The 25,050-nt window shown below is 54.6% G+C and carries 15 protein-coding genes; 8 read left to right on the top strand and 7 right to left on the bottom strand.

All coding sequences use genetic code 11. The features are described from left to right. Positions 1 to 43 precede the first annotated feature (43 nt). Positions 44 to 7,078: a T9SS type A sorting domain-containing protein gene (locus ABV298_RS25765; protein ID WP_353719006.1), complete on the top strand. Its 7,035-nt coding sequence runs from the start codon at positions 44 to 46 to the stop codon at positions 7,076 to 7,078. A gap of 315 nt (positions 7,079 to 7,393) precedes the next feature. Here the strand turns inward: ABV298_RS25765 and ABV298_RS25760 are convergent, their stop codons facing one another. From ABV298_RS25760 to ABV298_RS25735, 6 genes are all read right to left on the bottom strand, one after another. Continuing rightward, the gene (locus tag ABV298_RS25760; RefSeq protein ID WP_353719005.1) at positions 7,394 to 8,065 is read right to left on the bottom strand and encodes a DUF6766 family protein; all 672 of its coding nucleotides are present in this window, start codon (positions 8,063 to 8,065) and stop codon (positions 7,394 to 7,396) included. 214 nt (positions 8,066 to 8,279) lie between these two features. Beyond that, a complete protein-coding gene (locus tag ABV298_RS25755; protein WP_353719004.1) occupies positions 8,280 to 8,669 on the bottom strand; it encodes a response regulator in 390 nt (129 codons plus the stop codon). 155 nt (positions 8,670 to 8,824) lie between these two features. Further along, positions 8,825 to 9,208, bottom strand: a complete 384-nt coding sequence (locus tag ABV298_RS25750; RefSeq protein WP_353719003.1) for a hypothetical protein — start codon at positions 9,206 to 9,208, stop codon at positions 8,825 to 8,827. Between the two features lie 415 nt (positions 9,209 to 9,623). Continuing rightward, a complete protein-coding gene (locus tag ABV298_RS25745) occupies positions 9,624 to 13,655 on the bottom strand; it encodes an Ig-like domain-containing protein (protein ID WP_353719002.1) in 4,032 nt (1,343 codons plus the stop codon). Between the two features lie 1,303 nt (positions 13,656 to 14,958). Beyond that, entirely contained in the window at positions 14,959 to 15,609 is a 651-nt protein-coding gene (locus ABV298_RS25740) for a hypothetical protein (protein WP_353719001.1), read from the bottom strand. A 41-nt stretch (positions 15,610 to 15,650) separates the two neighbouring features. Further along, positions 15,651 to 16,442, bottom strand: a complete 792-nt coding sequence (locus ABV298_RS25735; protein ID WP_353719000.1) for an AraC family transcriptional regulator — start codon at positions 16,440 to 16,442, stop codon at positions 15,651 to 15,653. Between the two features lie 177 nt (positions 16,443 to 16,619). Here ABV298_RS25735 and ABV298_RS25730 point away from each other — a divergent pair, with 177 nt between their 5' ends. The 7 genes from ABV298_RS25730 to ABV298_RS25700 all read left to right on the top strand — a co-directional run bounded on the left by ABV298_RS25730 (position 16,620) and on the right by ABV298_RS25700 (position 23,934). Then, positions 16,620 to 17,312 (top strand): hypothetical protein, encoded by a 693-nt coding sequence (locus tag ABV298_RS25730; RefSeq protein WP_353718999.1) that lies wholly within the window; start codon positions 16,620 to 16,622, stop codon positions 17,310 to 17,312. Positions 17,313 to 17,331: 19 nt separating this feature from the next. Next, positions 17,332 to 17,571 carry a hypothetical protein gene (locus ABV298_RS25725; protein ID WP_353718998.1) on the top strand — a complete coding sequence of 80 codons (240 nt, stop codon included), beginning with the start codon at positions 17,332 to 17,334 and terminating at the stop codon, positions 17,569 to 17,571. A 52-nt stretch (positions 17,572 to 17,623) separates the two neighbouring features. Beyond that, entirely contained in the window at positions 17,624 to 17,962 is a 339-nt protein-coding gene (locus tag ABV298_RS25720; RefSeq protein ID WP_353718997.1) for a hypothetical protein, read from the top strand. Positions 17,963 to 18,034: 72 nt separating this feature from the next. Further along, entirely contained in the window at positions 18,035 to 18,427 is a 393-nt protein-coding gene (locus ABV298_RS25715) for a GreA/GreB family elongation factor (RefSeq protein ID WP_353718996.1), read from the top strand. A 458-nt stretch (positions 18,428 to 18,885) separates the two neighbouring features. After that, positions 18,886 to 19,611 carry a hypothetical protein gene (locus ABV298_RS25710; RefSeq protein WP_353718995.1) on the top strand — a complete coding sequence of 242 codons (726 nt, stop codon included), beginning with the start codon at positions 18,886 to 18,888 and terminating at the stop codon, positions 19,609 to 19,611. 61 nt (positions 19,612 to 19,672) lie between these two features. Continuing rightward, complete coding sequence (locus tag ABV298_RS25705; protein ID WP_353718994.1) at positions 19,673 to 23,188, top strand: GEVED domain-containing protein; 3,516 nt, start codon at positions 19,673 to 19,675, stop codon at positions 23,186 to 23,188. 146 nt (positions 23,189 to 23,334) lie between these two features. Beyond that, positions 23,335 to 23,934 carry a LuxR C-terminal-related transcriptional regulator gene (locus ABV298_RS25700; RefSeq protein ID WP_353718993.1) on the top strand — a complete coding sequence of 200 codons (600 nt, stop codon included), beginning with the start codon at positions 23,335 to 23,337 and terminating at the stop codon, positions 23,932 to 23,934. A gap of 46 nt (positions 23,935 to 23,980) precedes the next feature. Here the strand turns inward: ABV298_RS25700 and ABV298_RS25695 are convergent, their stop codons facing one another. Beyond that, positions 23,981 to 25,012, bottom strand: coding sequence for a S41 family peptidase (locus ABV298_RS25695; protein WP_353718992.1), 1,032 nt, complete (start codon positions 25,010 to 25,012; stop codon positions 23,981 to 23,983). Positions 25,013 to 25,050 lie beyond the last annotated feature (38 nt).

The following is a 25,050-nucleotide window of genomic DNA, read 5'->3' as shown; positions in this document are numbered from 1 at the left end:
TGGGATGGGAAGTATAGCTGATGCGAGAGGTAAAAGTATCTCAATGGATCCCCAAGGCAATATCGTGGTTGTTTATAACACCACAGGTGCCAACGCTGCCACACCGGGCGCCTACCAGGAGACCTACGGCGGGGGGACCAATGACGGCGTCATTGCCAAATTCAACGACGGCTCGCTGCCGGATAACTTCGCAGTTTCAGCCACTACCCTGGCCCCCATGACGCAGACCGCCTGTGTCCTGGGCATTCCGGCGGTAATCGAAGGTAATGCGGTGGGTGTCACCTCGCCGGCAAGCTATACGGGAAAAGTCTTTTACCAATGGCAAAAAGCGGATAGCCCGAGCGGCCCGTGGCAGGACATGCCCGGAGAGGTTTTCAAAGACCTGCAACCGCTGGCCTCCCAGACGACGCTTTATTACCGTCGGCTGATCAAGGTCAATGCCGAACTTTGCTCGCAGGCGACAGTCGATAGCTCGCAGGTAGCCTCCGTGGTAATCAGCAGCAACGTTTCTCCCATTGCCAATGCCGACGGACCGCAATGGTACGTTTGCGGGCCCGGCGCCAACACCGTTACATTGAACGGCAGCGCCAGCGGCGGCTCGGGCTCGTACAGCTCCTACCAATGGTATTCGGGTTCTACAAGCACCGGCACTCCGGTCGCTTCGACGGCCTCGTTCACCACCCCGGCCATCACGCAGGCAACGACCTATACATTGAAAATCACCGATACAGCCGGTTGCGTGGACATCGATCAGGTGACCGTGGTCCCGGCCGTGGCAAATGCCGGTACGAGCCAGTCGATATGCCAGGGCAGCGGAGGAGTACAAATCGGCACGCCTCCTGTCGCGAGCCCTTCGGTAAGCTATGCATGGACGAGTATTTCGGGCGATCCGGTCAGCAGCCTGAGTTGCACCACCTGCGCACAGCCCGTGGCTAATCCGACTTCGGCAACCACCTATCGCCTGACTGTAACGGTCACCCAGAAAAGTGGTGCAACATGCAACACTACCAGCGACGTGACCGTGACCCCGGTGACAGCCCCCAATAACACGCTGGCCTTTGCAGGTGCGGATCAGACGATCTGTAAAAACACCTCCACTACCTTGGGCGGTACTGCCGATAATACTTTTGCGTATACTTGGACACCCGGACAATACCTCTCTTCTTCTCAGGTAGCCAATCCCGTTTTCAATGCAGGAACGGCTGCCGTCACGGGCGGAGCGATCAATTATACGGTTACCGCTACCAAGAATGGCTGTGCGTTCACAGACCAGGTGCAGGTTTCGGTGATCAGCAACCGTATTACCGACCAGGATGAAACCATTTGCGGTCCTGCCTGGGTTTCCCATCTCGATGAGAATAACGCCCCCGGTGCTACTTACACATGGAGCGTGGTGAGCGGGGACGGTGCTGTTCTGCAAACCCGCAATGGCGGTAAAGATGCCTATCTGAAAAGCAATAGCGGTGTTACGCGCTTCCGTCGCACGGTAACTTTGAATGGCGTTACGTGTACGGCCGATGTGCTGATTCAGCCTTGCACCGGACCGGGAGCGACTTGCGACTTCGAAATCCTGACTTTGTCGGAACAGGGATGTCCCAAAGTATTTGGCAGTACGGCATTGCGCCTGGGTAGTTCTCTAGGCAATCCCGCCGACTATAACTTCTCATGGAGCCCTGCCAACCTGGTCGACAATGCAAGTGCGCAGACGGTTAATATCACCTCTACGGCACAGGCTACGATCACTTTAACGGTGACCAACAAATACGATGCTTCGATCGTATGTCAGAAGTCGATTGTGATCAACCCTCCGGGCTGGTCACTGCCTGTATTCCCGACACAGGACAAATATACCTGTCCGAACGTGCCGGTACAGATCGGTAATACGCCGGTAGCCGGTTTCACGTACGCATGGACACCGGCGCTGGGCCTGAGCGATCCGGCCATCGCCAACCCGACAGCGACTGTTGCCAACAGCCAGACTTTCGCGGTGGTCGTTACCGAAACGGCCTCAGGTTGTAAGACCAAAGCAGAAGTTGTCGTGAACTCGTCCGCACCTGTTGCCAATGCGGGCAAGGACCGCGCGGTGTGTAACGGCGCAACGGTAACACTCGGTACTGCTGCACCCGCCGGCACCAACTGGACCTATTCGTGGGAACCGGCCAACACAGCCTGGACCAATGGCACCGATGCCAACGACGCGCAACCTCAGGTACAGTTTGCATTCGCAACACCTCAAAGCTATATCCTTACCGTAACCGACCCGCTTTCGGGCTGTGTGGCTAAGGATACCGTTGTACTCAGCAACACCGTCGCTACCGGCGAATACGCCGGCGCAGCGGTCAGCACCTGCCAGGGTGCCGCCGTGCAACTGGGCCGCGATGCGGAGCCATTTGCGCAATACGAATGGTTTATGGCTGACGGCGTGACACCAGCTACCGGGCTGAGCTGCACCACCTGCGCCACCCCGACCGTCACCAACCCGACCGCCACTACGACTTACACAGTGAAAGTGAGCTATCCGGGCTGTAATACCCCGTTGAGCGATCAGGTGACTGTTACTGTCAATCCGGTCAATGGCCTTGAACTGGTAGACAAGACTGTCTGTCCTGCGGGCCCGATCGCCATCGGTTACGGCGCTGCCGGCAACCCGGCCGCTCCTGCGGGCGCTACCTACGCATGGGCACCCGCAACCGGGCTGAGCGCGACCAACGTCGCCAACCCGACTGCCACCGTCACCAGCGAGATGACCTACACCGTCACAGTGACCCTGTCCAGCGGATGTGTTTTCACCGATCAGGTGAAAGTCAGCCCGTCGGCCAATGCAGGTTCTGATGCCGTGCTTTGCCCTGGTGAATCCACTGTCATCGGTACGCCGGCCGTCGCAGGCGCTACCTACTCGTGGACAGGAGCGGGCATCGTAGGCGCGGCCAACGTCGCCCAGCCGACCGTTAAGCCTACCACAACGACGACCTACACCGTTAGCGTGACCCTGAATGGCTGTACCACCACCGACCAGGTAGTGGTGACTGTCAACACGCCTGCCGATTTTGCGATCACCGGTAACACTGCCATTTGCGAAGGTGGCGTAGCGACGCTCTCACTGGCTGGCACCGCTCCTGCCAATACTACCTGGCAATGGAGCCCGTTGACTGGCGTTTCAGCGCCGAACAGCACCAGTACCACTGTTGCTGCGACGTCCACCCAGACTTACCGGCTGACGCAGACCAACCTGACAACCGGTTGCAGCAATTACAAGGAAGTGGTAGTGGTAGTTAATCCAAATACCATTGCCGCGACTGTGGACAATGTAGCACTTTGCGAAGGTACTTCGGCGGCATTGCCTTTGAATGTGACCTCTTCGGGTAACTACTCCTACGTGTGGAGTCCGTCGGTAGGTCTTTCCAATGCATTCATTGCCAATCCTACTGTAACGACCGGTTCGCCAAGAACCTATACCGTTACGGTAACAGACAATGCAAGCCAGTGCCAGTTGGTTAAACAGGTTAATGTGGCTATCAATGCGCCCGAGGCATGTTTTGCTCCGGTAACTTTGACCGGTAATGTATTCCACGATGCCAACGCATTGAAGGATGTGACTGTTAACAGCACGGCTACCGACCCGTCGATCCCGACCGGCCTTTATGTAACGCTGGTGGATTCGACCGGTGCGGCCGTAAAAACTGTCCCTGTCAATGCAGACGGCACTTACGATTTCGGGGTGACCGCTCCGGGTGATTACAGCATCGTATTGCACCAGACTTCTACCGGTTCTACCACACCGAGCCTTCCGGCGGGATGGGTGAACACCGGCGAGAACCTGGGCGCGGGTGTGGGTAGCGACGCGGGCGTGAATGGCATATTGACCGGCGTAACTGTCGCGGGGGAAAACGTGACCAATGCCAACTTCGGTATCCAGTTGCCTCCGGTAACCACCGGCGGTACAGAACCCACGCAACCGAATCCTGGTGGAAACACTACGGTGGATCTCACCTCGCATTTCGGATTGACTGATAGCGATGGAACAGTGGCGTCGATCACTTTTACGGAATTCCCTGAAAATGTCGAAACCATCACGATCAATGGCACTACCTATGTAGCGCCGGGCACTACACCGGGTGCCGGACAGCAGGTATGGCCGGCAGGAAACCTGACAGTCCCCGCAACGGGCCTGTCGGTGCTGGTTGACCCTGTAGATGGAGATGTTTCTACTTCGATTCCGTTCTTTGTGACCGACAACGGCGGCCTGGAAAGTAACGTCAGCACGGTAACCGCTGATTTCACCACGCCGGTTGTAAGCCTGTCGGGTAACGTCTTCCACGACGCCAATGCATTGACCGACAGCACCGTCAATACGACCGGTTCGGTAACCACCATTCCGTCGGGCTTGTATGTTTCGCTGATCGACAGCACAGGGGCAGTTGTTGCCACTGTTCCGGTCAATGCCGATGGCTCTTACGATTTCGGTAATGTAACACCAGGCACTTACAGCGTCGTGCTGCACCAGACAGCCGCCGGATCGGCGACGCCAAGCCTGCCAACCGGTTGGAATAACACCGGCGAGCACCTGGGCGCCAATGCCGGAAGCGATGGAACGGTGAATGGTATTCTGCCAAACATCGTGGTAACCACTACCGATGTGACCAATGCCAACTTCGGCGTGCAGCAGCCGCCGCTGACGACCGACGAGAACCTACCGTCTTCGCCAAACCCTGGTGGAACAGTGACTGTCGATATTTCAAACGATTTCAACTTCACTGATCCCGATGGCACCGTCGAATCCATCACATTTACCCAGTTCCCTGAGAATGTGACGACTGTAACGATCAACGGCACCACCTACGTCGCCCCGGGCACTACCCCGGGAGCCGGACAACAGGTGTTCCCCGACTCGGGCGTGACCGTGCCGGTAACAGGCTTGCAAGTGCTCGTCGACCCAATCGATGGCAATCCGACCGTAGACGTGCCATTCACTGTAACCGACAACGGCGGTTTGGAAAGTAACGAAAGCTCGGTGACCAAGCCGTTTACTACGCCGGTCGTGAGCTTGTCGGGTAACGTCTTCCATGATGCCAATGCATTGACCGACAGCACCGTCAATACAACCGGTTCGGTAACGACCATTCCGTCGGGCTTGTATGTTTCGCTGATCGACAGCACAGGGGCAGTCGTTGCCACTGTTCCGGTCAATGCCGATGGCTCTTACGATTTCGGTAATGTTCAGCCAGACACGTACAGCGTCGTACTGCACCAGACAGCAGCCGGATCGGCGACACCTAGCCTGCCAACCGGTTGGAATAATACCGGCGAGCATCTGGGCGCCAACGCAGGAAGCGACGGAACCGTCAATGGTATTTTGCCTAACATCGTGGTGACTACTACCGATGTGACCAATGCCAATTTCGGCGTGCAGCAGCCGCCGGTGACGACCGACGAGAACCTGCCTTCCTCGCCAAACCCTGGCGGAACTGTGACCGTGGATATTTCCGGGGATTTCAATTTCTCTGATCCGGACGGTACTGTCGAATCCATCACATTTACCCAGTTCCCTGAGAATGTGACGACTGTAACGATCAACGGGACAACCTACGTCGCCCCGGGCACTACCCCGGGAGCCGGACAGCAGGTGTTCCCCGACTCGGGCGTGACCGTGCCGGTAACAGGCTTGCAAGTGCTCGTCGACCCAATCGATGGCAATCCGACCGTAGACGTGCCATTCACTGTAACCGACAACGGCGGTTTGGAAAGTAACGAAAGCTCGGTGACCAAGCCGTTTACTACGCCGGTCGTGAGCTTGTCGGGTAACGTCTTCCATGATGCCAATGCATTGACCGACAGCACCGTCAATACAACCGGTTCGGTAACGACCATTCCGTCGGGCTTGTATGTTTCGCTGATCGACAGCACAGGGGCAGTCGTTGCCACTGTTCCGGTCAATGCCGATGGCTCTTACGATTTCGGTAATGTTCAGCCAGACACGTACAGCGTCGTGCTGCACCAGACAGCCGCCGGATCGGCGACACCTAGCCTGCCGACCGGTTGGAACAACACCGGCGAGCACCTGGGCGCCAATGCCGGAAGCGACGGAACGGTGAATGGTATTTTGCCAAATATCGTGGTAACCACTACCGATGTGACCAATGCCAACTTCGGCGTGCAGCAGCCGCCGCTGGCAGAGCCAAAGGATTACCTGATCGACCAGCCTACGCCAGACCAGGTCATCACCCTCAACGGTACGCACACGAGCACAGGTGCAGGCACGACTTCACCTGACCAGCTTACCGGCACCGACCCTGAGGATGGTACGCTGAACGGTTCGGGTAAAGACCGCACCGTGGTGATCACAACCCTGCCCGACCATGGCGAGTTGTATTACAATGGCACGCTGGTAACGGCCGGACAAGTAATCCCGAACTACGACCCGGCACTGATGACCATCAAGCTGACCGGCACCGGTTACACCAGCACTACTTTCGAGTACGCGTATTTGGATGAGGCTGGCGAGCAGTCGCCACCTGCCCCTTACACGATCCGCTGGGAGAAACCGCTTCCGGTAACGCTCGTGTCCTTCACGGCCACCGCGCGTGAAAATACAGCGGAATTGAACTGGGTAACCTCGGAAGAAACCAACTCGGATCACTTCGAAATCCAGCGCAGCACCGACGGCAAAGCATGGAAGCAGGTTGGTATCGTGGAAGCGCAAGGTGATAGCAAGGTGAAAAAATCCTACACTTTCGCCGATCGCAAGCCGGAAGCCGGTGAAAACCTGTACCGGTTGAAAATGGTGGACCTCGATGGTACGTTTGCTTTCAGCGCTATCCGGAGCGTCCGCTTCGAGCGCAAACTGGAAAGCAGCATCTATCCGAACCCGGTTAACCGCGAGCTGACGCTCAAAGTGACCAGCTGGAAACAGGTGAAAGCCATCCGGATCGACAACCTGGCAGGTTTGCAGGTTTACAGCTCCGGACCGGTCGACTCCGGTAAACTGGATGTAAGCAAGCTCGACGCCGGGGTGTACATCCTTCGCATCACACACACTGACGGATCTGTTCATACACACAAATTCGTCCACGTTAAATAAATGCCTCGGGCGGCCCGGTTTGCCGGGCCGCCTTTTTTTAATGCTAAATACGACCATCCGGCCGAAACCTGCATTCATTTAAATCCGGATTAACGATGTCTGCCCATGATCCGGCTGCAAGACCTGAAAGCTACGACCAACGGACCGATAGGCGGATTGTGAACCTGGTACCCCGCCCCGGACTGCTTTCGATTTTCAAATTGCCCCCCATCAACTCGCACAGTCCCTTCACTAATAGACAGTCGCCCAGGTGCTGCAGTTCAGCAGCCGGTTCGGTAAGGGCATAATGTCTCGGCCAGCGGTCAAGCCCGCGATTTACTTGCCTGTTTCAGCGTTAGGTGCATCTACGGGCTTGGATTCGGGCGAACCCTTCTGGCGGAGGAAAATTGTCAGTATAACGATGCTGGCCACCGAAAGGAATTCGCTTTGCCAATTCTGAAAGGTTTCGAACCAGAAATTCGCTTCCGTCAGATACTCCCCCGGACTGACCGCCGGCTCGCCATTGAGCGCTTTCTCCTGATTCTGGTCCAGCCAGCTTCCATAAAAATGCAGGGACCAGCATATCAGAAATAGTAAAACAAACGCAATGGAAAGTGAATGCTCATAAATTTTGAGGATCAGGCCGCCTTTCCTGACCGGCCAGGGTGCGTCGGCACTCGGTTTAGGTTCGCGGTCAACTTCTTCGGGCTGATCGAGAGACTTGGACTCCGCCGAGCCCTTTTGCCGGAGACCAACGGTTAGAACCACATACAAGGCCATTTGAAGAAATTCGCTTTCGAAATTTTCAAAGGTGGCGGAGATGAAGTGGCCACTCTGCAGGTACATCGCAAAACCGATGGCCGGGGCATTTTCCTGCCTGAGTTCCTCGTTGTGCTCGTGCCATCCGGTAATCGCCTGGGCAAGTAGTGTGGCAATGAAAAGTGTTATAAAAACAATACTCAGGCTATTTTCATAAAAAAAGCCCTTTTTCGGGGTAGATGCTTTCATACGGGTGATAAAGGTTGAATTAAAAAACCAACTAACGGACGCCCGTCATGCAAAACCCGTGCCCGGCATTTCTTCGTACAAGCCGTTCACCAGACGGCATACGCAAAGAAATTCCCCGCATTTCCGCAATATCCGTTGTTCCCGTATGATTTCCGCTCCTCACTTTGGGTATGAAGCGCCCCTGCCTGCGGGCAGACCAGCGGAAGGTGTAGTTTTAAGGAATTATCACCGATTGAAGAAGCCCCGAAAGGTCATCCACATTTCCCTGTTTCACCAAAATCCTGCTTATCCCGAGCTGCGACTGCTGCTCTGCCGTCAAAAACGGGGCCGATCCGGACAGGATAAAAAATCGGGTGGCGGCCATACCGGGGATTCTGCGTAGTTCGGCGATACATTCTTCGGCCTGCATCGCGGGCATAACCCAATCCATGAAAAGGTAGTCGGGCGGGGGTATCAGGCCGGTCGCCAGCCGCTCGATGGCTTCGAGGCAATTATTGGCAAAATAGCAGGTCGCCGCGGGGAATGTATCTGTAAGGGCAAAGAGAAAAAAGGCTTGGTCATCCGTGTCGTCATCAATCACCAGACAGGCAAAGTTCTTATTCATCGTCGCTCGATTTGTATCACAATATGAGCCACGTCCTGCCAAAAAAATTATGCCTTCCGCGCTGTCGGCGTGCGATTCCGGCCCCTCACGACGTTCGTCGCGACCGCGTCGCGAAGGTCATTACCGGCAAATAATGCCGGCAAGCACAAGCCGGGTTACCGGGCCCGATGTCCTCCCAGCCTTTTGGGGGAAGCGTTTATGATCCAGTTGGTGATTTCGTTGTTGCAATATCTTCGCCCCTTCTGAATCCAGTGGATACAGTCTTTTAATTCCCCGAGATCGGTCTTTTTCAGAAATCCGTGAGCCCCGATTTTCAGGAATGGCAGAATCATGGCCCGCTGATCGTACAGAACGATAATCCGGCTGCCGGGGCGGTTTGCCAGTATCCGGTTCAAAGGCGACAAGTCCGCTTCGTAAACAGTTCCGCTAACGTGGACAATTACGATATCGGCTTTAAGGCCGTCATTATCCACCACGTCGGCGAAGGTCTCCATAGACGCAAAGGTAACGATGTCGATGTCTTCGAAAGACTCATTCAAAACCTGTGTTAATTTTTCCGAGGAGACCGGGTGTGTGTCTATTATTGCTGCATTCATAGCTGCATTGCATACCAGAAGTAGTACATATACAAGAAGGCCGCTTGCAATCAAAATCGCGTACCTGCTCCCCGCAGTTTTACATTTCCCGAGGCTTTGCCGGCAGGCATGGCGATTCCGCCGTAGGTAACAGCTCGTCAGCGGTAACATCGTAAGCCGGGAACCCGGGTGGCAGGCGCCGACCGTCGATTGGGTATGGCTACGCAGTAACGCAATGGCGATTTTTCAGAATGAAGAATTGAAAAGTGAAGCTAAAAACGATTTTTGGAGGTTTTACGGGAGAAAATTTCGGGAGCGGGTGAAAACCCTTTCCTTCCGGAAGAATTTCCACCCTTGTCCCGATATGAATCAATAAACGTTATTTCTGGATCACGGTTTTAAGGCGATGGGTCAAACCACTCTCCTCGGTAACTTCAATCACATACATACCCGACGCCCATTTGCTTACCTGGATACCGGCGGACGGGAAGTTTTTCGATGAGTAAACCACAGTGCCGCCGCTGTTGACAACCGACACCCGGCTGATTTTCCGTCCCGCCAGGCTGGTCAGGAAAAGACGGTCGGAAACCGGGTTGGGAGCGACGGTCAGCATACTGTTGCCTTCCGCTTCCACGTTCCGGATGCTGCTGTACTGATAAGTCAGGTCCTTATCCACCATTTTAAGGCGGTAATAGTTCATTCCCGCCACCATCGTTTTGTGGACGAAGGTATAACGCCGGAGCGTGTTGCTCTCGCCGTAAGATTCCACTTTACCGATCGGTGACCAGTGTCTGGCGTCCTGGCTGTGCTGTACCTCGAAATAGTCGCTGTTGGTTTCCCAGCTGGTCGACCACGACAGCAGTGCCTGGTTGCCTTCCCGCACGGCCCGGAATTCCTCCAATGTTACCGGTAATGCGCCCGGCGCTACCGAAATATACAACGTCGCATTCGCGGTTGCTCCCTGCGAGTCTGTCGTTGTGTATGCGAACATGGTGGAACCCGAGATGGTCGGTTCAGGCATAAACGTGTAGCTTCCATCACTTTGCAGTGTCAAGGTACCTTTGCCTGGAACGGAGGTGGTTTGGGTTGTTACTGTCTGCGCATCTCCCTGTGGGTCCGTGTCATTGGCTTTCACACCGCGGGCCGCGTCGACGGTCAGCTCCGAAATGGCTGTCAGCAGCACATAGTCGTCAGCCGCCTGAGTGCTGTTGCCTGTACCTTGCAACATTACGGTAACGATCTGGTAAGCCGATGCGCTCAATGGTATCGCCTGATTGTCGGTAACGGTATAGCGGATGGTGTCCTTGCCCGCAAATCCGGCAGGAGGCGTATAGGTAATAGCCCCTATGGCCGAATTGACTACCGCATTTCCTCCTCTGGCAGTGTTACCGGGGTTGCCACCGTTCAAATCCGTCACGACTACCGATGCGGGTACCAGCTGGACGTCTTTGTTGCCCGGCGAGTCGTTGGCCAGGGTATTGATCGTCACCGGCGTTCCCGCCAGCGTGGAAGCTACATCCAGGTTAGCCACCGGCGGGTTGGAAGTCGGGCCGTTAACCGTAATCACCAGCAACTCGACGGGACAGTTACCCGGAGAACTGGCAGGACACACGGGAACCAGGAACTGGTATACTCCAGCGGCACTAGCCGTAAAGGTATAGCTTCCGTCCGCACCGATTGCCGGAGAGTCGCCGCTGGGATTGTTGTACCCTGGCACAGGGGCTGCCGCACCGTAGGTAGTTCCGGCAAGCACTTTGTCGTTGGTCGATACGTTTCCGTCGATAGCCACATCGATAACCGCCACATTCACATCGGGGTTGGTTTGGTTACAGGCCAGCCCGATAGCCGTCCGTGTATCGACGATCGCACCATATATGTCCACATACTGATCTACCGCTTGCACGAGCGAACCGATGGAAATCTTGATTTCGTCAAACGGTACGGTCGTGTAGAAGCCGGGGTTGTAAAAATCTGCCGGAGTACCAAACCATTGCGTCAGGACCGACAGGTCGAACAATGCCGCGTCGGCTTTCGATTCCTGCTCAACCCCGTTCAGGTAAGTGGTGATCGTAATGCCGGTGAACAAACCCGCCGAAAGCAGGAACGGGTTCTTTTTGATGGTGAACCCGGCGAAAGTACCGGCAGGGAACGAGGTAGCGGGAACTGCTACGGCCAGGGAGTTGGTTTGCACACCGCTGGCCAGGTTGTGAATCCGGGCGAAGTCGGTGGTGGAAGCGGAAACCGCATTCCACGGGGCCTGTACTTCGCAACCCGCGCAGGCAATGCCCCTGGTTCCGGTTTGTTCCCCGTCGATCACCGCTCCGTGGTTCTGATCGCTCAGCGTTACATTAAAGTTACAGTCGACGGTGATCGCGCAGCTCCTTTGCATATAGGCGCGGTATATCTGAATGGTGCCCAGATCCACGCCCAGCAGGTTTGTGATTTCCAGCTGTACTTCGTCGAAGGGAACTTTGCTGATGATACCGACAATTTGCCTGTTGCTGCCGCCTGTCACAAGCGAAGTGCTTACCCCGGCCATCAGCGAATTTCCGGTGCCGCTTTGCACCAGCGTACCATCGTTATACAAATGGATCGTCATACCGCCCAGCGCGTTTGCTGAAAGCAGGGCCCCGGATTCGATGTCAAAACCGGCGAAGGATTCGGCGGGATAAGTCTCGATCGCATTCGCCACCGCAACCGTGGCCGAAGAGCCTGCACTGGCACCCATTACGAGCGTCGCCGGAACGGTTACCGAGCCGTTGACGATGTTTTCCGAATTGTTCAGCTGACAAGCCGCGCAGCCGACCGCGTCGATCGAAGTCCGGACGCCGTTTACATATACCGGGTGGGTCGGGTTGGAAACCGCCGTCAGCGTATTACAAGCCAGCTCATTGGCACAGAATGATTTGAATACCGCATTGTAAATGCGCGTCGTACCGATATTGGCATTAACAACCGAGCTGACGGTGATTTTTACACCGCTGAAAGGCTGGGTTGCCAGAAAGCCGATGGTTTGCCTGCCCGCGCCGTTGAGCACCGAGCTTTTTGCGGATATCAACCCGCTGTTACCCGAAAACGACTCGATGACGAGGCCGTACTGATCCGTGGTAGAGATGGTAATCCCCGAAAGCGCGCTGGCACCGATCAGGTTCGGGTTGTCGATGTCGAAACCGGCGAAGGTATTGGCCGGATAAATTTTCGCCCCGTCGGTGACACCGTATGCGGCGGTTGTACCAATGTTGGCGGGGATCACGAGTTCGGTATAGTTATCGGGGTCCGCGTCAATCGCATTACCTGATTCAACGATGTTACACTGAATACACGCAACGGCGTCGATCCCTGTATTACGACTGTCGACAATGACGGGATAATTGGGTTTCACCAGTTTGGTATTGGTATTACATGCCAACGCCGGGCCTTCGCAAAAGCGTTCGATCACCGCCCCGTACACCCGCGTAGGCGCGGCCTGTACAGATCCCAGGTTGCTGACACTGAACTGGATTTCATCAAATGCGAATTTGGTTTTAAAACCTGTAATTACGCGTCCGGAAGAGGTGAAAACACCCGCGCTGCCCAATGCGCCCCCGTCCGATACCTGCTCCTGCTGTACGCCGTTGAGGTAGGTTGTTACGGTATGGCCGGCCGCAAACGCAATTCCGATCGTCCGCTGGTCGGCTATCTCAAATCCTGCGAAGGTACCTGCCGGGTAGATAGTCCTGGTGTTTTTGATCGAAACGGATCCGGTTGCACCGAGCGAGGCCACGAGGTCGATCTCCGCGTAATCCGTCGTATCCTGGTTAATCAGATTTACGGTATTTCGCACCGCGCAGTTCGCGCAGGCCAGATCGCTGATACCGGTCCGGTCGGTGTTCACATATACCGGGAAGGTCGGGTTATGCCAGTGTTCGACGACGTTACATGCGCGAGGCGTCGATTCGGCACAGAATTTGGTCGCCACGGCGTTGAAAATCTGCGTCGTACCCAGGTTAACACTCAGAGACAAAGCCTGATCGATCTGTATCCTGTTGAAGTTCTTCGTCGTCACGAAGCCGACCGTCGTTCTGCCGCTGCTGCTGACGATATTCGCCGCGAGCAAGCCGCTGGCACCGGTGAATTCCTCCTGCATCGTACCGTTCAGAAAGGTACGGACCGTGAGCGAGCCCAGCAATGTGGCCCCGATAATGCCCGTGTTCTGGATCTCGAAGCCGGCGAAAAAGCCCGCCGGATAATAACCGTTGTCGCTTTGAACGGTCAACCGCATGCCTCCGCTGGCCGAAAGCACCGCAAGGAAGGTGGCTGCATCGCTCGTACTCGCGCTGATCGCATTGGCGGAGTTGCTCACCACCGCGCCCGCCAGGCCGTAAGTACCCGTCCACACTGTTCCCAACGGCACACTGGGGACGATACTCATGTGATAGATCGGCAGATTCAGTGCGGTTGGTGTGTTACAGGGCAATAAACTCGTGTCTGGTGAAACAACCTGCCCGCTGGACAAGAAAGGTATCAAAGCAAATACCCAGAAAAGAACAGTTTTTCTTGATGCGTAAACCGAGCCGATTTGTCGAACAGCTCTAAGCAGAGGCCGACTAGGTAGTAATTTTTCCATACGTTGATATTGATGAATGTTGACCTGCGCGGGACGAAACCTTGTCTTGTGCGCTTTTCGCCTGTTTCAGGCAGTTAAATCCTACACGTTGGATCCGTTTGCCAATTAGTAACGGATATACATAAACGTCATGAGCATACCACTCCCGTGACCTCAAAAGAGCCGCTTTCCGGGTACGCCGAATTTGTCGGATACCATGGTGCAGCGCCTTTGCGATTGAAGGCGGGCAACGAAGCACCGGTCCCCGTTGGTATAGGCACCGGGTAAGCTAAATGGAAAGCATCTGGATACCGTTTCTACGATGCTCCGTTGAAACGTGAAACATCATTTCGGGGGCGACCTTTCGCCCTCGTAACTGGTAAGACTGTAACAACAGTCATGCGGAAGTTGCGTAGAAATCGTCATAGTGTCAGTTCGAATAGTTTAACAATTTCAAAAACCGGCCCCGGCCGTGGGCACTCGCACGCGTTACGATATTTTGTAGAGATTTTTTGTGGTGCAGGTTTTCTATCCACAACTGATGATAGAAAATTTTTCAACGGAAAGCTACAACCGACGATTCAATTATACAATAAAATAAATTCTACAAAAAATATTTTTTATAGAACAAATACTACATTTTAGTGTCCTAATTTCTACGTTTTTAAAATCTTCGTCCAATTTTTGTAACCCTATTGCGTCAAAACGCATATTTTTCTATTTTCCTGAAAACCTGCCGGGTATTATTTGTAGCGAATTTACTACAAAAAAAATTGAGATTTTTTGCATTTTAACTGCACAGCCCCTCGCCCCGGCTATGATCAATTTCGCGTTGGCGTAAGATCCGACCGGTTGCCCATATAGTGACCGAACGGAAAGCGGCCGGCCTTTGACCAGGATAAAGGCCTGGTATGAGCGGAGGTCCGTTTCGCGGGCATAATCACAGGTTCCGACAAATTGCGAATCATCTGTTTGGGTATTTCGGGGGGCCTTCTTGTAGGCAGAGAACGACCACACAACCGCGAAAGCGGCCAGATAGGCAAACTTCATGGCAAATAGCTGTTTAAGAGTTTCGACGGTACAAATTTGCGCGGTCGGATTTTTGAAATATTTGGTAAAAACCAACATTTTAAAATTGAAGCTCCGGCTCTCTTTCGTCCATCGTTTTACCGATGTAAACCGCCATCCGGAAATACGCCGACGCCCACAGGCCGTTAGCCAGGAACTGAACGATTACGCCGGGGACCGGAATCAGGGCAAAGCCTAGGAAAGCCAGCCAACCGGTCCACCATGGCAATTTTCCGCTCTTTTGAACGGCTATTGCCATGCAGAACAACCCCGCCAGGGTACTCAACAGGGAAACCCCGAAAAAGCCCGCCAGCGGCCCTTGCATGGTCACATACGACATCACATCCGGCACCCCCGCCCGGAACAGGTGCCCCGCGGCGGGAAACATAAAATAAGCTATCGCAAAAACACCCATTCCCATCATTTGATGCGTAAGCGTAAGCAAGAGCCCCGCAAATGCCCATCGTTCCGCCACTGTCTTTTGCAGATAGAGGTACAACTCGACGGTCCCGACCATTTCGAGGAATACTCCCAGAAATCCCCGCCCCGCCCACCACAGATAGGAGGTGGAAGTGGTCAGTTCCGCAAAATTCACAGGCTCCCGCGCGGCTTTAAAAATCACATTCTCCTGGTCTATCAAAAGATCCCCGAAGGCAAAAACAAGTCCTGCTATCCCCAGGCAATGCAGGGATACTACTATTCTTCTTTTCATTTACGTATGGGTTGATTAATGTATGGGCAAATACCAGTTGATTAATAAATTGTCGGGATTCGTGTGGTCGGGCATGGCGCCGAACCTGAAATACGACACGCGTAACGGTGCTGTATATTCGTCTGCTGCGCCAGTGTGTGGTTCACTTCCGCGCTGACCGCCTCATAGTCCCTCACCTGGCAGCAGAAGTCGTACCTGATGTACCTGCCATCGAAGACAGCGGTTTGGCAGAAAGGATCTTCGGGAAGCTCAAATCCTATCGGCACGATAGCGGCGTCGTAACGGCAGTCCCTGCTGCCGGTAAGATGCGGGCATTCGTGCAGGATCGCATAATGATTGAAATCTTCGGGCGTTTTGCCGATGGACCTGATATAAGCCGCGACCTCCTTCCATATTCCGTAAATGCCCTCGGAGAAATAATCGCCCCTTGACGCAAAAACGCGCGCGGTTCTGGGCGCCTCGTTGTAAATCATGCCTTTTGCGGAAATGTACCGGAATGTCCGCAGCGGGAAAGCTTGCCGGTGCTTTTTCGATTTGCGGTATTGCAGCGGCGGCACACCGTACAGCTTTTTAAATGCCCTTCCGAAAGAACTGTCGTCTTCAAAACCGACCAGGTATTTTATTTCATTGACCGGCACGCGCGTCAAAGCCAGAAAATAGGCCGCGGTATGCAAGCGCTGCTCCTGGATATACCTGCCGAGACTTTTACCCAATTCGGCGCTCAGCTTCTTCTGAAGATGAAAGGGTGAGTAGCCGGTCAGGCCGGACAAGGTGTCCAGGGTAATTTTGCTGTCCAGATGGCTATTGATATATAACAGAACTTCACTGGCCATGTTTTTCAATGTTTACGATGCAAATGTACGCCGTCGGGTTTACAAAAAATGTGCAGTTCTTGCGCCGGGAAGGGGCAAAATGCCGCGACGCATCTTACCCGGTTTGTCAAATTAAGTGCGACGTGGTTTGGAAATTGGTATTCCGGCTGTAAATTTACAATTGTAAAAACAGTTGCTATGACTTATTTGAGCGCGATACCGCAAACAGCCACATCCTGGGAGGAGATTTGCTATCCGGTCGACTCCGTTTTGCTGGCCGATATGCTGCCCGAATACGACATCATCGCCACCGACCGGCAGCAACTGATCGTAGGTAAGCCGTACGGGCACAGGAAAACGGTTTTCGGCATACAAAGCGCGGGATACACCGTGATACCGAATGCCATGATCCGGCAGGCGGTGGATAACCTGTTTGAACGTTACGAACTTCAGATCAAGCATACGATCACCGGCGAGTTCAGCATCAGCATTATCCTTCCCGAAGAACTGGCCATCGGTGGCGAGCACCTCAAACGCAGCGTTATCGTAACAAACGGCTATAACGGCAAAACGCCTTTCAGTGTGCAGGGACGGACGCTCGCGGACGGCGGCCTGTTTACAGGCAGCATGTACAGGGCTATATGCCAGAACGGACTGATGGGCTGGGCCGACTCTTTCTCGGAACTTGCCCACTACCAGGACTGGCTGCGGGGCCATCCGGCTTCCAAAAGTCACCGGCGGGCGGGCAGCTCCTCCGGCGAACCGCTGCCGCAATTGCGTAAGCAGAAGGGAAACCGCAAGATAGACCTCGGAATGCTTCCAGAAGCAATTAACCGACCTGCTGAGCGCGGTTACCCGACAGGAACCGACGCTGACAACCCGGGTGTATGAGTATTTCCAGGAAAAATCCATGACACGAAAAGACGAAAACCTGCTTCGACACCTGCCGATTCCGGTCCAGCTGGCCAGGCAGGCCCTTGAACGGCTACGGATCGAGCAGCGGCTGCTGGGGGCGGCGCCCTCCTACTGGCTTATGTATAATGCGGTTAATTACGCCCTTTTCAACGCCCGTAGCAGCCTTACCCTAAACGATCGCTATAAGTTGGACGAAAAGGTCTTCCATCAATTCGCAGCGCTTGCCCTCAATTGATCGCACGGGCACAGCGCAGGCAATCAGTTAGTATCAATCGAATTTGGACTGTATGGATAAAATGAGAATATCACCGGCTCTGGAAAAAGTGCAGCAACTTTTCAGAACGCACGGGCAGCTCCGCCCGCAGGAAACCGGGGCGGCCGGTCAAAAGCCCGACATGTCGGTCATTACCCATTTCATTTGTGAGAATGCCGTTATACTGGACGAGACAGGCACCGGGCAGGCCCAGGCGAAGAATTGGACCGCAAACTCCTACGAGACGGCAACAAACCGGTTTCTCAGGATTCTGGCCCGCCTTGCGAGAGCAAATGAGGGACTGTCGCGGCAGGAAAGAATTTTCGTTTACCAGTACTGGTCGAACCTCCAAAACACTTTTCAAGCAGAATAGCGGCATCGGCTATTCCTAAACCCAATGATCCCAAGGCAACGTTGCCGACGATCAACAAACCCAAAAAATACCATGAGCAATAACACGAGCCCCGTCATACTCGGAAAAAATGATTTCCGGCTACTCAGGCAATTTGCCAACAATTTCCCCGGAAGCCCCGGCGCAAACGAAATGTCGCTTGCCTACGAGTTAAACCGCGCCATTGTGGTCGAGGAAGACGAACTTCCTGAAGGCAGCATCCGGCTGAATTCACGCGTAAAAGTTTTGGAACTGACCACCGGCAAGGAAATGGAATTCAGCATCGTCATGCCCAATCTGGCGGATATCACCCGACAAAAAATATCCATACTCACGCCTATGGGCGCGGCCATGATCGGCCTCTGCCAAGGCGAAACGGTCGAATGGAAAATGCCCGCCGGAATCAGAAAATTCAAAATCCTGGAAGTGCATTACGATCAGGTGTGAGCTTGACGTACCGTTTACGGATCGTCCGCGGTTCGGAACAATAGCGCGGCATTCAATTCTCACTAGGACGCTTGTTACAATTGTCCTCGTGAGAATTTTTCGTATTACAGGCCTCCTCCGGCAGACAGGGTAACCCTGTTCTTCACTAACATTCGTCAAATTCTCCCCGGCGAAAGGTTTACGCCCGGCAATGTCGGGCGTGGTGACCGCGTATCGGCGCTTCGACTGGCGTCCTCGGCCAGCTTGTAGTAAAAATTCAATGATGTAGGGCATTATCTACGACTTCAAATTACCAATATCTACAAAAATAATTCGTCAGGCATCCTATGTTTGTTCATGCCGAGACAAGGGACGCCTTGTCGAGGCCTGATCAAATATCCAAACTTCGAAGCCCGGATCATTTGTCGCGTGTCGCGATAAATCATTTCATTCAATCAATTAACTGAATTAATAATCACATGAACACAATTCGACTTATCCCAGCACTGACGTTTGGCTTTTTGCTGACAGCAGCGACTATCTCGTCCGCACAAGTGAAAATCGGGTCCAATCCCACGACCATTGATCCGAACAACAACCTGGAAGTGGAAAGCACGAATCCCGCCAACAAAATCAGTATTAACAAAAACACGGGCAAGCTGACCATCGCGGACGGCTCGCAGGGAACGGGCTATGTGCTGACCTCCGATGCGAACGGCACAGCGACCTGGCAGCCGCTGGCTACGGCGAAAATTCCACAAACGGTCTTCAACGGGGCGATTACCAGCCCGGCGGTTGTCCCGACCTTCGCTTTCCATGACGATCCTGCGCAGCGGCTTCCGCTGGTTCCGACAATCGGCGCCGAAAATTGGGTGACGGGACAAAACAGGTATTACATTCCTGCGGACGGATCTTATTCAGTGCAGGTGGGCTTGTCGTGTAATAGTACCACAGGGGCCGGAGTGGTCCTTTGGACGCGGATCTGGGTGGTGTCTGAAAATGGCGGCCCGCTGTTTAAGGGGACTTCGCCGCTGGGAGGTACTGCTGGAGACTGGCAATCTGTCGTATACACAGGAAAATTATCTACCGGAGATGCTATTTCGCTGGAAGGCTACACCATGCAAACCGACGGTAACCCGCCTGTCAACCCTATATGGACCGGTACATGCGGGCGCGCTTACATGACGATTACCAAAATCGAATAGACGGTTTCGCTGAAAACGAGGACTGAAACACGGTCTGATTACCAACTAGCAAGCAAATCACATGAAGAAAATATATTTGAATTTATCGTTGGCAAATACCTTCAAAGGGGTGCTGGCCGCATTGCTTGCGGTTAACATCAGCGCCTACGGGCAGGAGGGCAGCCAGGGCAACACCACGATATTCGGTGGTGCCCAGATGACCTTTTTCGCCAACCACGACTTTGTCGCGGGAGGTTCGGGTGCGCAGCCGGGCGTAATCCTCACCGAGCGTGCTGCGGGGAACTTCGGTATTCTGAATTTCGCCGGCGACAACCTTACATCCACAGGCGCATCCGATGCGGGCTATGTGGACGGGTACGTGCGTAAGTATGGTGCCGGCCAGTTTATTTTCCCGGTAGGCGACAATGGCTCGCTGGGGCCGTTCGCCGCTTCGGGTGACGGGACGATGGGTGCATACTTCCGTGCGGATCCCAATACAGCCGTTACCAGCAACGTTTTCACCGGCGGTAATTATGCGGCCCTCCCTAATGGCGGGCCCTTCGCAACGAGCAGTATGGGCGCGGGCGTAACCGCCGTTAGTACGGTCGAGTACTGGGATATTGACGGCAGCGCGGCGACACCTTTGACATTGACCTGGGATGCGACGAGCGGTATTTCGTCGCTCACCGCCAGCCAGTTGGCCAGCCTGACCATCGCCGGCTGGGACGGGACCAAATGGGTCGCTATCCCATCGGCAGTTGACCCGACTTCGGTACTGGGCGGCGCCAGCGACCTGAATGCCGGCTCCATTACCACAACGGCTCCCCTTTCGCCGGATGCATTCACTGCGTATACGTTCGCGTCGCGCGAGCTTGCCCCGCTTTCCACGATTGTGATCGCTAAGAAAGCACAATCCGAGGTTTCTCCGGGGATTGATTTCAGTTTCACCTCCAACCTGCCATCCGGCAGCTCGTTCACCCTGAACGACGATCCCGCTTTTATTTCGATGCAGGATGTGGGTATGGGTGGAGACAATACTGTCTGGGCCGTAGCGGCAACGACCAACACGCCCGATAACGGCCTGGTGTACTACCGGCCTGCCGGCGCTACCAACTGGATTGCCGCGCCGGGTGCAGGTACGAGGGTCGATGTTTACAACAACGGCACCCCGATCCTGGTGAATGCGCAAGGCGCTGTTTTTGGATGGGATGGTAGCAACTTCTTTCCGCTAAGCACTTCCATCAATGCGGTGGATGTGGGAATTTCGGCCGGAACAGTTCAGTCTGCCTATATTCTGGCCGGCGCAGGGCCTTGCTACACGTTACACCGGTGGGACGGCGGTTCTACATTCACGCCCTTCCCCAATGTTTGCGGAACACGCCTGGACGTAGCGCCCGATGGCTCGGTGTATGTGCTCGACGAGAGTACGGGGGTCGTAAGCAGAGTGACAACATCCGGCGGCACGGCAACGGTGACCGATGTATTTCCCGGCGGAGGGTTTCTAGATGTGACGGTCGCAGCCGACGGGTCGGTTTGGGCAGTCAACAGCGGACAAAGCTATCGCTTATCCGGCACCACATGGGTTCTTGACCCGAACTCTTCGGGATTGGGAGTGGGCCCCAGCAACGGCGGTATATCGGCAGGCGCGGATGGCGACACGCCTATCCTGACAAACTATGCGAAATTTACAGGAAGTCTCGCCCGACGCGGACGCCTCATTCAGCGCAGGGAAGACGGTGGCTGGCTGAACGACCACACGGTACATCCCTCAGGAACTGCCAATACCGTTATTTACAATGTACCCCCAGGCACGTATACAATCTCGGAAAATGCTACACCGGCATCCTGGGAGCTGATCAAGATCAACACGGCCGGCGGCTCGGTGGCTACCGATATCCCGACGCGCACCGCGACGGTGACAGTAACAGCCGGGGAAACCGTGCACCTGGAATTTGTAAATTACAACATTCAATCGTCAGTTATTTCCAATTCCTGCGGAACACCATACGTAGAAACTTTTGGTGCCTCCGGCTCCGACACGCCATCGGTTACGTCCACCATTTACAGCCCCTACCACTATGATGAGCTCGGCGCGGAAACTTACAGTCTGGTCAACAACTTTTCCCTCATGTACAACGGTACGCCAGGCCTCGACCACACACCGGGCGATGTAGGAGGCTATTTCATGCATGTGAATGGCGGTTACGGCCAGGACGAAGTTTTCCGCAGAAGGTTTAGCGGTTTGCTTCCCGGAGCCACCTATTCATTGTCGCTCTGGGCTACAAACCTGACCACCGCGCCCGGCTATGTAGTGCCGAACCTGGTACTGGAATCTCGCAATCTGTCAGGCGCCCTGATATCGTCCGCGTCCACGGGCGACATTCCCTACACCTTCGACAGCGACTGGCGTCAATACAGCTTTACATTTACAGCTGACGCGTCCGGTACCGTCGATTTTATTATTCGCAACAATCAGCAAACACCCGGTGTTTACGGAAACGATTTCGCGATCGACGACATCACCATCGGTATAGGCTGCGATTACGGCGATGCACCGGATTCGTACAGCACCCTGGCGGCCAGCAATGGACCATCCCACAAAGTAACCAGCTTCCTTTCGCTGGGCAGCCTCATCGACAGCGAGCTCGACGGGGTTCCATCCACTAACGCCGTCGGCGATAATAATGCCGGCGACCAGGACGAAGACGGAGTAGCGTTGTTCCCCGAGATCCAGGGCGGTGCTACCAAGTCAGTGACCAATTACACTGTCGACCTGTCGGTAGTAAATACCACCGGAAGCACCGCGAATTTGTGCGGCTGGATCGATTGGAACAACAACGGCGTATTCGATGCGGCGGAAGGCGTGTGTACGACCGTCGCGTCCGGCAGCAGTACAGCAGCGTTGACATGGCCGTCCGCAACACTGGGCGGTGCAACCGGAACGACCGGTGTTTATGCCAGGTTCAGGATCACGACCGATCCGCTGACTACCGGAAGCGTTAACGGAGCAGCGGAAAACGGGGAAGTCGAAGACTATTTCATCGCCTTCGAAAACCCGCTACCGGTTACATTGGCGCGGTTTACTGCGGTCGCTGAGAGCGGTACAGTGCTGCTTTCCTGGTCAACCACCGAGGAAATCAACAGCGACAGGTTTGAAATCCAGCGGAGCCAGGGCGGCAAGACCTGGACGAACATCGGCTCGGTAGCGTCACGCGGGGAAAGTAAAGTTGTCGTCAACTACACATTCACGGACGGTAATCCTGCCATCGGCACCAACCTGTACCGGTTGAAAATGATCGACCGTGCCGCAGACCATACCGAGGGCGGCCATGCGTTCAGCAGCATCCGCGAAGTGAAAATAAAAGGCGCCCTTGCGACCGCATACCCGAATCCCGTGGCCGACAAGCTGCTGGTCCGGGGCAGTGACCAGGTCAAGCAGGCCGTTTTGACGAACGTGTCGGGCATACAAGTGCTCAAAAGCAATGGCGTCCCTGCCGAAGGTCTGGATGTCCGTAGTCTGTCACCCGGCATTTATACACTTTCATTGACCCTGTTTGACGGCACTATCAGCACACAAAAGGTAGCCGTTTCGAGGTAAAAACCAGGTAAAGGGTTTTGAAGCGGTCGTTCGGGATTGCTTCGAAACCCTTCCTGCTTTACACGAAACGCATATTTATTAACTCCTGAATATTAATAACCCACGTCATCAAATGGCGATTTTGATCGTTACAGATAACCCCCCTATTGAATATTGGCCTCCGTTCGATTATCGTGAGCGAATTTCCCGATTCCCGAATCCTGGAAGCGGACACCATTCAAAACAGCCTTTTACTGAGCAACAATTTCAGGATCGGCACGGTCATTCTCGATGCCGGCGTTTCGGACGGAAAAGACGCCTCATTACTGGATTCATTCAGGGAGTCTAATCCCGACACGGCCATCATCGTACACCTGGGCGATGATTTCGAGTACATTTATGCATTCATCCGGACGGGCATCCATTCGCTGATCTCCAAAAAATCCGATCCGGTAGAAATTATCGAAGCGATCCGGGTGGCTCAGAGCAAAGCAAAATTTATCGGGTTCGATATCCAGCAGATATTGCTTTCACACATCGCCGCCGATCCCCTTAACCGCCAGCTTACCAGAAAGGAAAGGCTGATAGCCGACCTGCTGGCCGCCAACGCGTCCTACAAGCAGATCGCCGAAGCCGCGAAGGTGAAACGCGACTCGGTGGCCGAATACAAACACCGGATTTTCGAAAAATTACGTGTCGACAACATCGATGCGCTGGCCCTGAAACTGACCGAGCAATTTGTTATGTCCAAACCGATGAATGGCTGAACGCCGTTCAATTGCGCTTTGGCAAAATGTATGTTGCTCCATTCGGCTACCAGGGGAGCCGTTTTAAAATCGTCGCATAGTCTCCGTCGGCGGGGAGTTTAAAAGCAATATCCGGGACCAGTTTATTCACGGTACCCCGCCCGGCCGGTCTGATCCACTCCTTCACACCAAAACGCAACTCCAGTCGGGTATTGGGAAGAACGACCGAATACATTTCGCCGAAATGGGTCGGGTGACCGTTTGCCGGCGACTCACCCGCTAACAGGGCCATCTTGTTATCCTGCACGAGCGTAGCGAAGATAATCGCGCTGGAAAAGGTACCCGGCCCGATAATCACGATCACTTTTCCCTTGAAAGGCCCGGACGTCTTTTCGGGCGTGACGGTGCGGGAAGGATAACGCAATATCTCCCCAGGGGCAGCCTTCCGGTAGGTTTCGTCGGTGAATCCCCAGGAAGTCAGCCGGGCAAGGTACTCGTCGCTCCGCTTCCAGTTCATCGAATAGGTCCGGTAAGGCTTCGGGTGAAAATGGCTGATGAGCATATTACCAACGGCCGACGCCCCGCCATCGTTGCTGCTCACGTCGATCGCCAGGCGCATTATGCCATCCCGCCAGACCATGGCGAAAATACTGTCGATACAACGTTGATACACAGCCAGGTCCGCGTTTCCTCTTGTTGCGAACGACCGGGCGAAAATGTAGCCGGTATTGCCCTGCCGGCGGTAGCTGATATTGGTCGCCACGCTGTCGGCCCAGGCGGGAGCTTTGTGCCCCGCTGCTGCCTTGCCCGAGGAAACGGCCGCATGCTCGTCGCCCAGAGGGAGCAGGGCCAGGGTTGCTTTTTCGCGGAAATCCGCAACCGGCAGCGGCGCGGTCAGCCCGGCTTCCAGGGAGTCCAGGTAAGCCTCGTATCTTTCCCTGGATAATCGGGAAAAGGGATTGGCGTGGGCCTGAAACAACTGACGGCGGATAAACTGAAAATCTTCCCGCATTGCGGACGGAGAAACCGGGCCGTCCTGTGCGACAGACGGGCTACCACCGAAAAAAAGCAGGCCGAGACAGGCCAGGGTTTTGTACATGGGCATGAAACTTCGGTAAAATAATGAACCTGTTATGC

It is taken from the genome of Dyadobacter sp. 676, from assembly GCF_040448675.1.
In the GTDB taxonomy this organism is placed as follows: Bacteria; Bacteroidota; Bacteroidia; order Cytophagales; family Spirosomataceae; genus Dyadobacter.
The sequence above is the reverse complement of the archived record's forward strand: the minus strand, read 5'-3'. Positions and strand labels throughout refer to the sequence as shown.

Excerpts from the sequence above, each read along its gene's own strand:
- ABV298_RS25765 (WP_353719006.1), top strand. The coding sequence starts at position 44 with ATGGATCCCCAAGGCAATATCGTGGTTGTTTATAACACCACAGGTGCC.
- ABV298_RS25715 (WP_353718996.1), top strand. The coding sequence starts at position 18,035 with ATGAGCAATAACACGAGCCCCGTCATACTCGGAAAAAATGATTTCCGG.
- ABV298_RS25705 (WP_353718994.1), top strand. The coding sequence starts at position 19,673 with ATGAAGAAAATATATTTGAATTTATCGTTGGCAAATACCTTCAAAGGG.
- ABV298_RS25725 (WP_353718998.1), top strand. The coding sequence starts at position 17,332 with ATGACACGAAAAGACGAAAACCTGCTTCGACACCTGCCGATTCCGGTC.
- ABV298_RS25755 (WP_353719004.1), bottom strand. The coding sequence starts at position 8,669 with ATGAATAAGAACTTTGCCTGTCTGGTGATTGATGACGACACGGATGAC.
- ABV298_RS25695 (WP_353718992.1), bottom strand. The coding sequence starts at position 25,012 with ATGTACAAAACCCTGGCCTGTCTCGGCCTGCTTTTTTTCGGTGGTAGC.
- ABV298_RS25740 (WP_353719001.1), bottom strand. The coding sequence starts at position 15,609 with ATGAAAAGAAGAATAGTAGTATCCCTGCATTGCCTGGGGATAGCAGGA.
- ABV298_RS25730 (WP_353718999.1), top strand. The coding sequence starts at position 16,620 with ATGACTTATTTGAGCGCGATACCGCAAACAGCCACATCCTGGGAGGAG.
- ABV298_RS25760 (WP_353719005.1), bottom strand. The coding sequence starts at position 8,065 with ATGAAAGCATCTACCCCGAAAAAGGGCTTTTTTTATGAAAATAGCCTG.
- ABV298_RS25735 (WP_353719000.1), bottom strand. The coding sequence starts at position 16,442 with ATGGCCAGTGAAGTTCTGTTATATATCAATAGCCATCTGGACAGCAAA.
- ABV298_RS25745 (WP_353719002.1), bottom strand. The coding sequence starts at position 13,655 with ATGAGTATCGTCCCCAGTGTGCCGTTGGGAACAGTGTGGACGGGTACT.
- ABV298_RS25720 (WP_353718997.1), top strand. The coding sequence starts at position 17,624 with ATGGATAAAATGAGAATATCACCGGCTCTGGAAAAAGTGCAGCAACTT.
- ABV298_RS25710 (WP_353718995.1), top strand. The coding sequence starts at position 18,886 with ATGAACACAATTCGACTTATCCCAGCACTGACGTTTGGCTTTTTGCTG.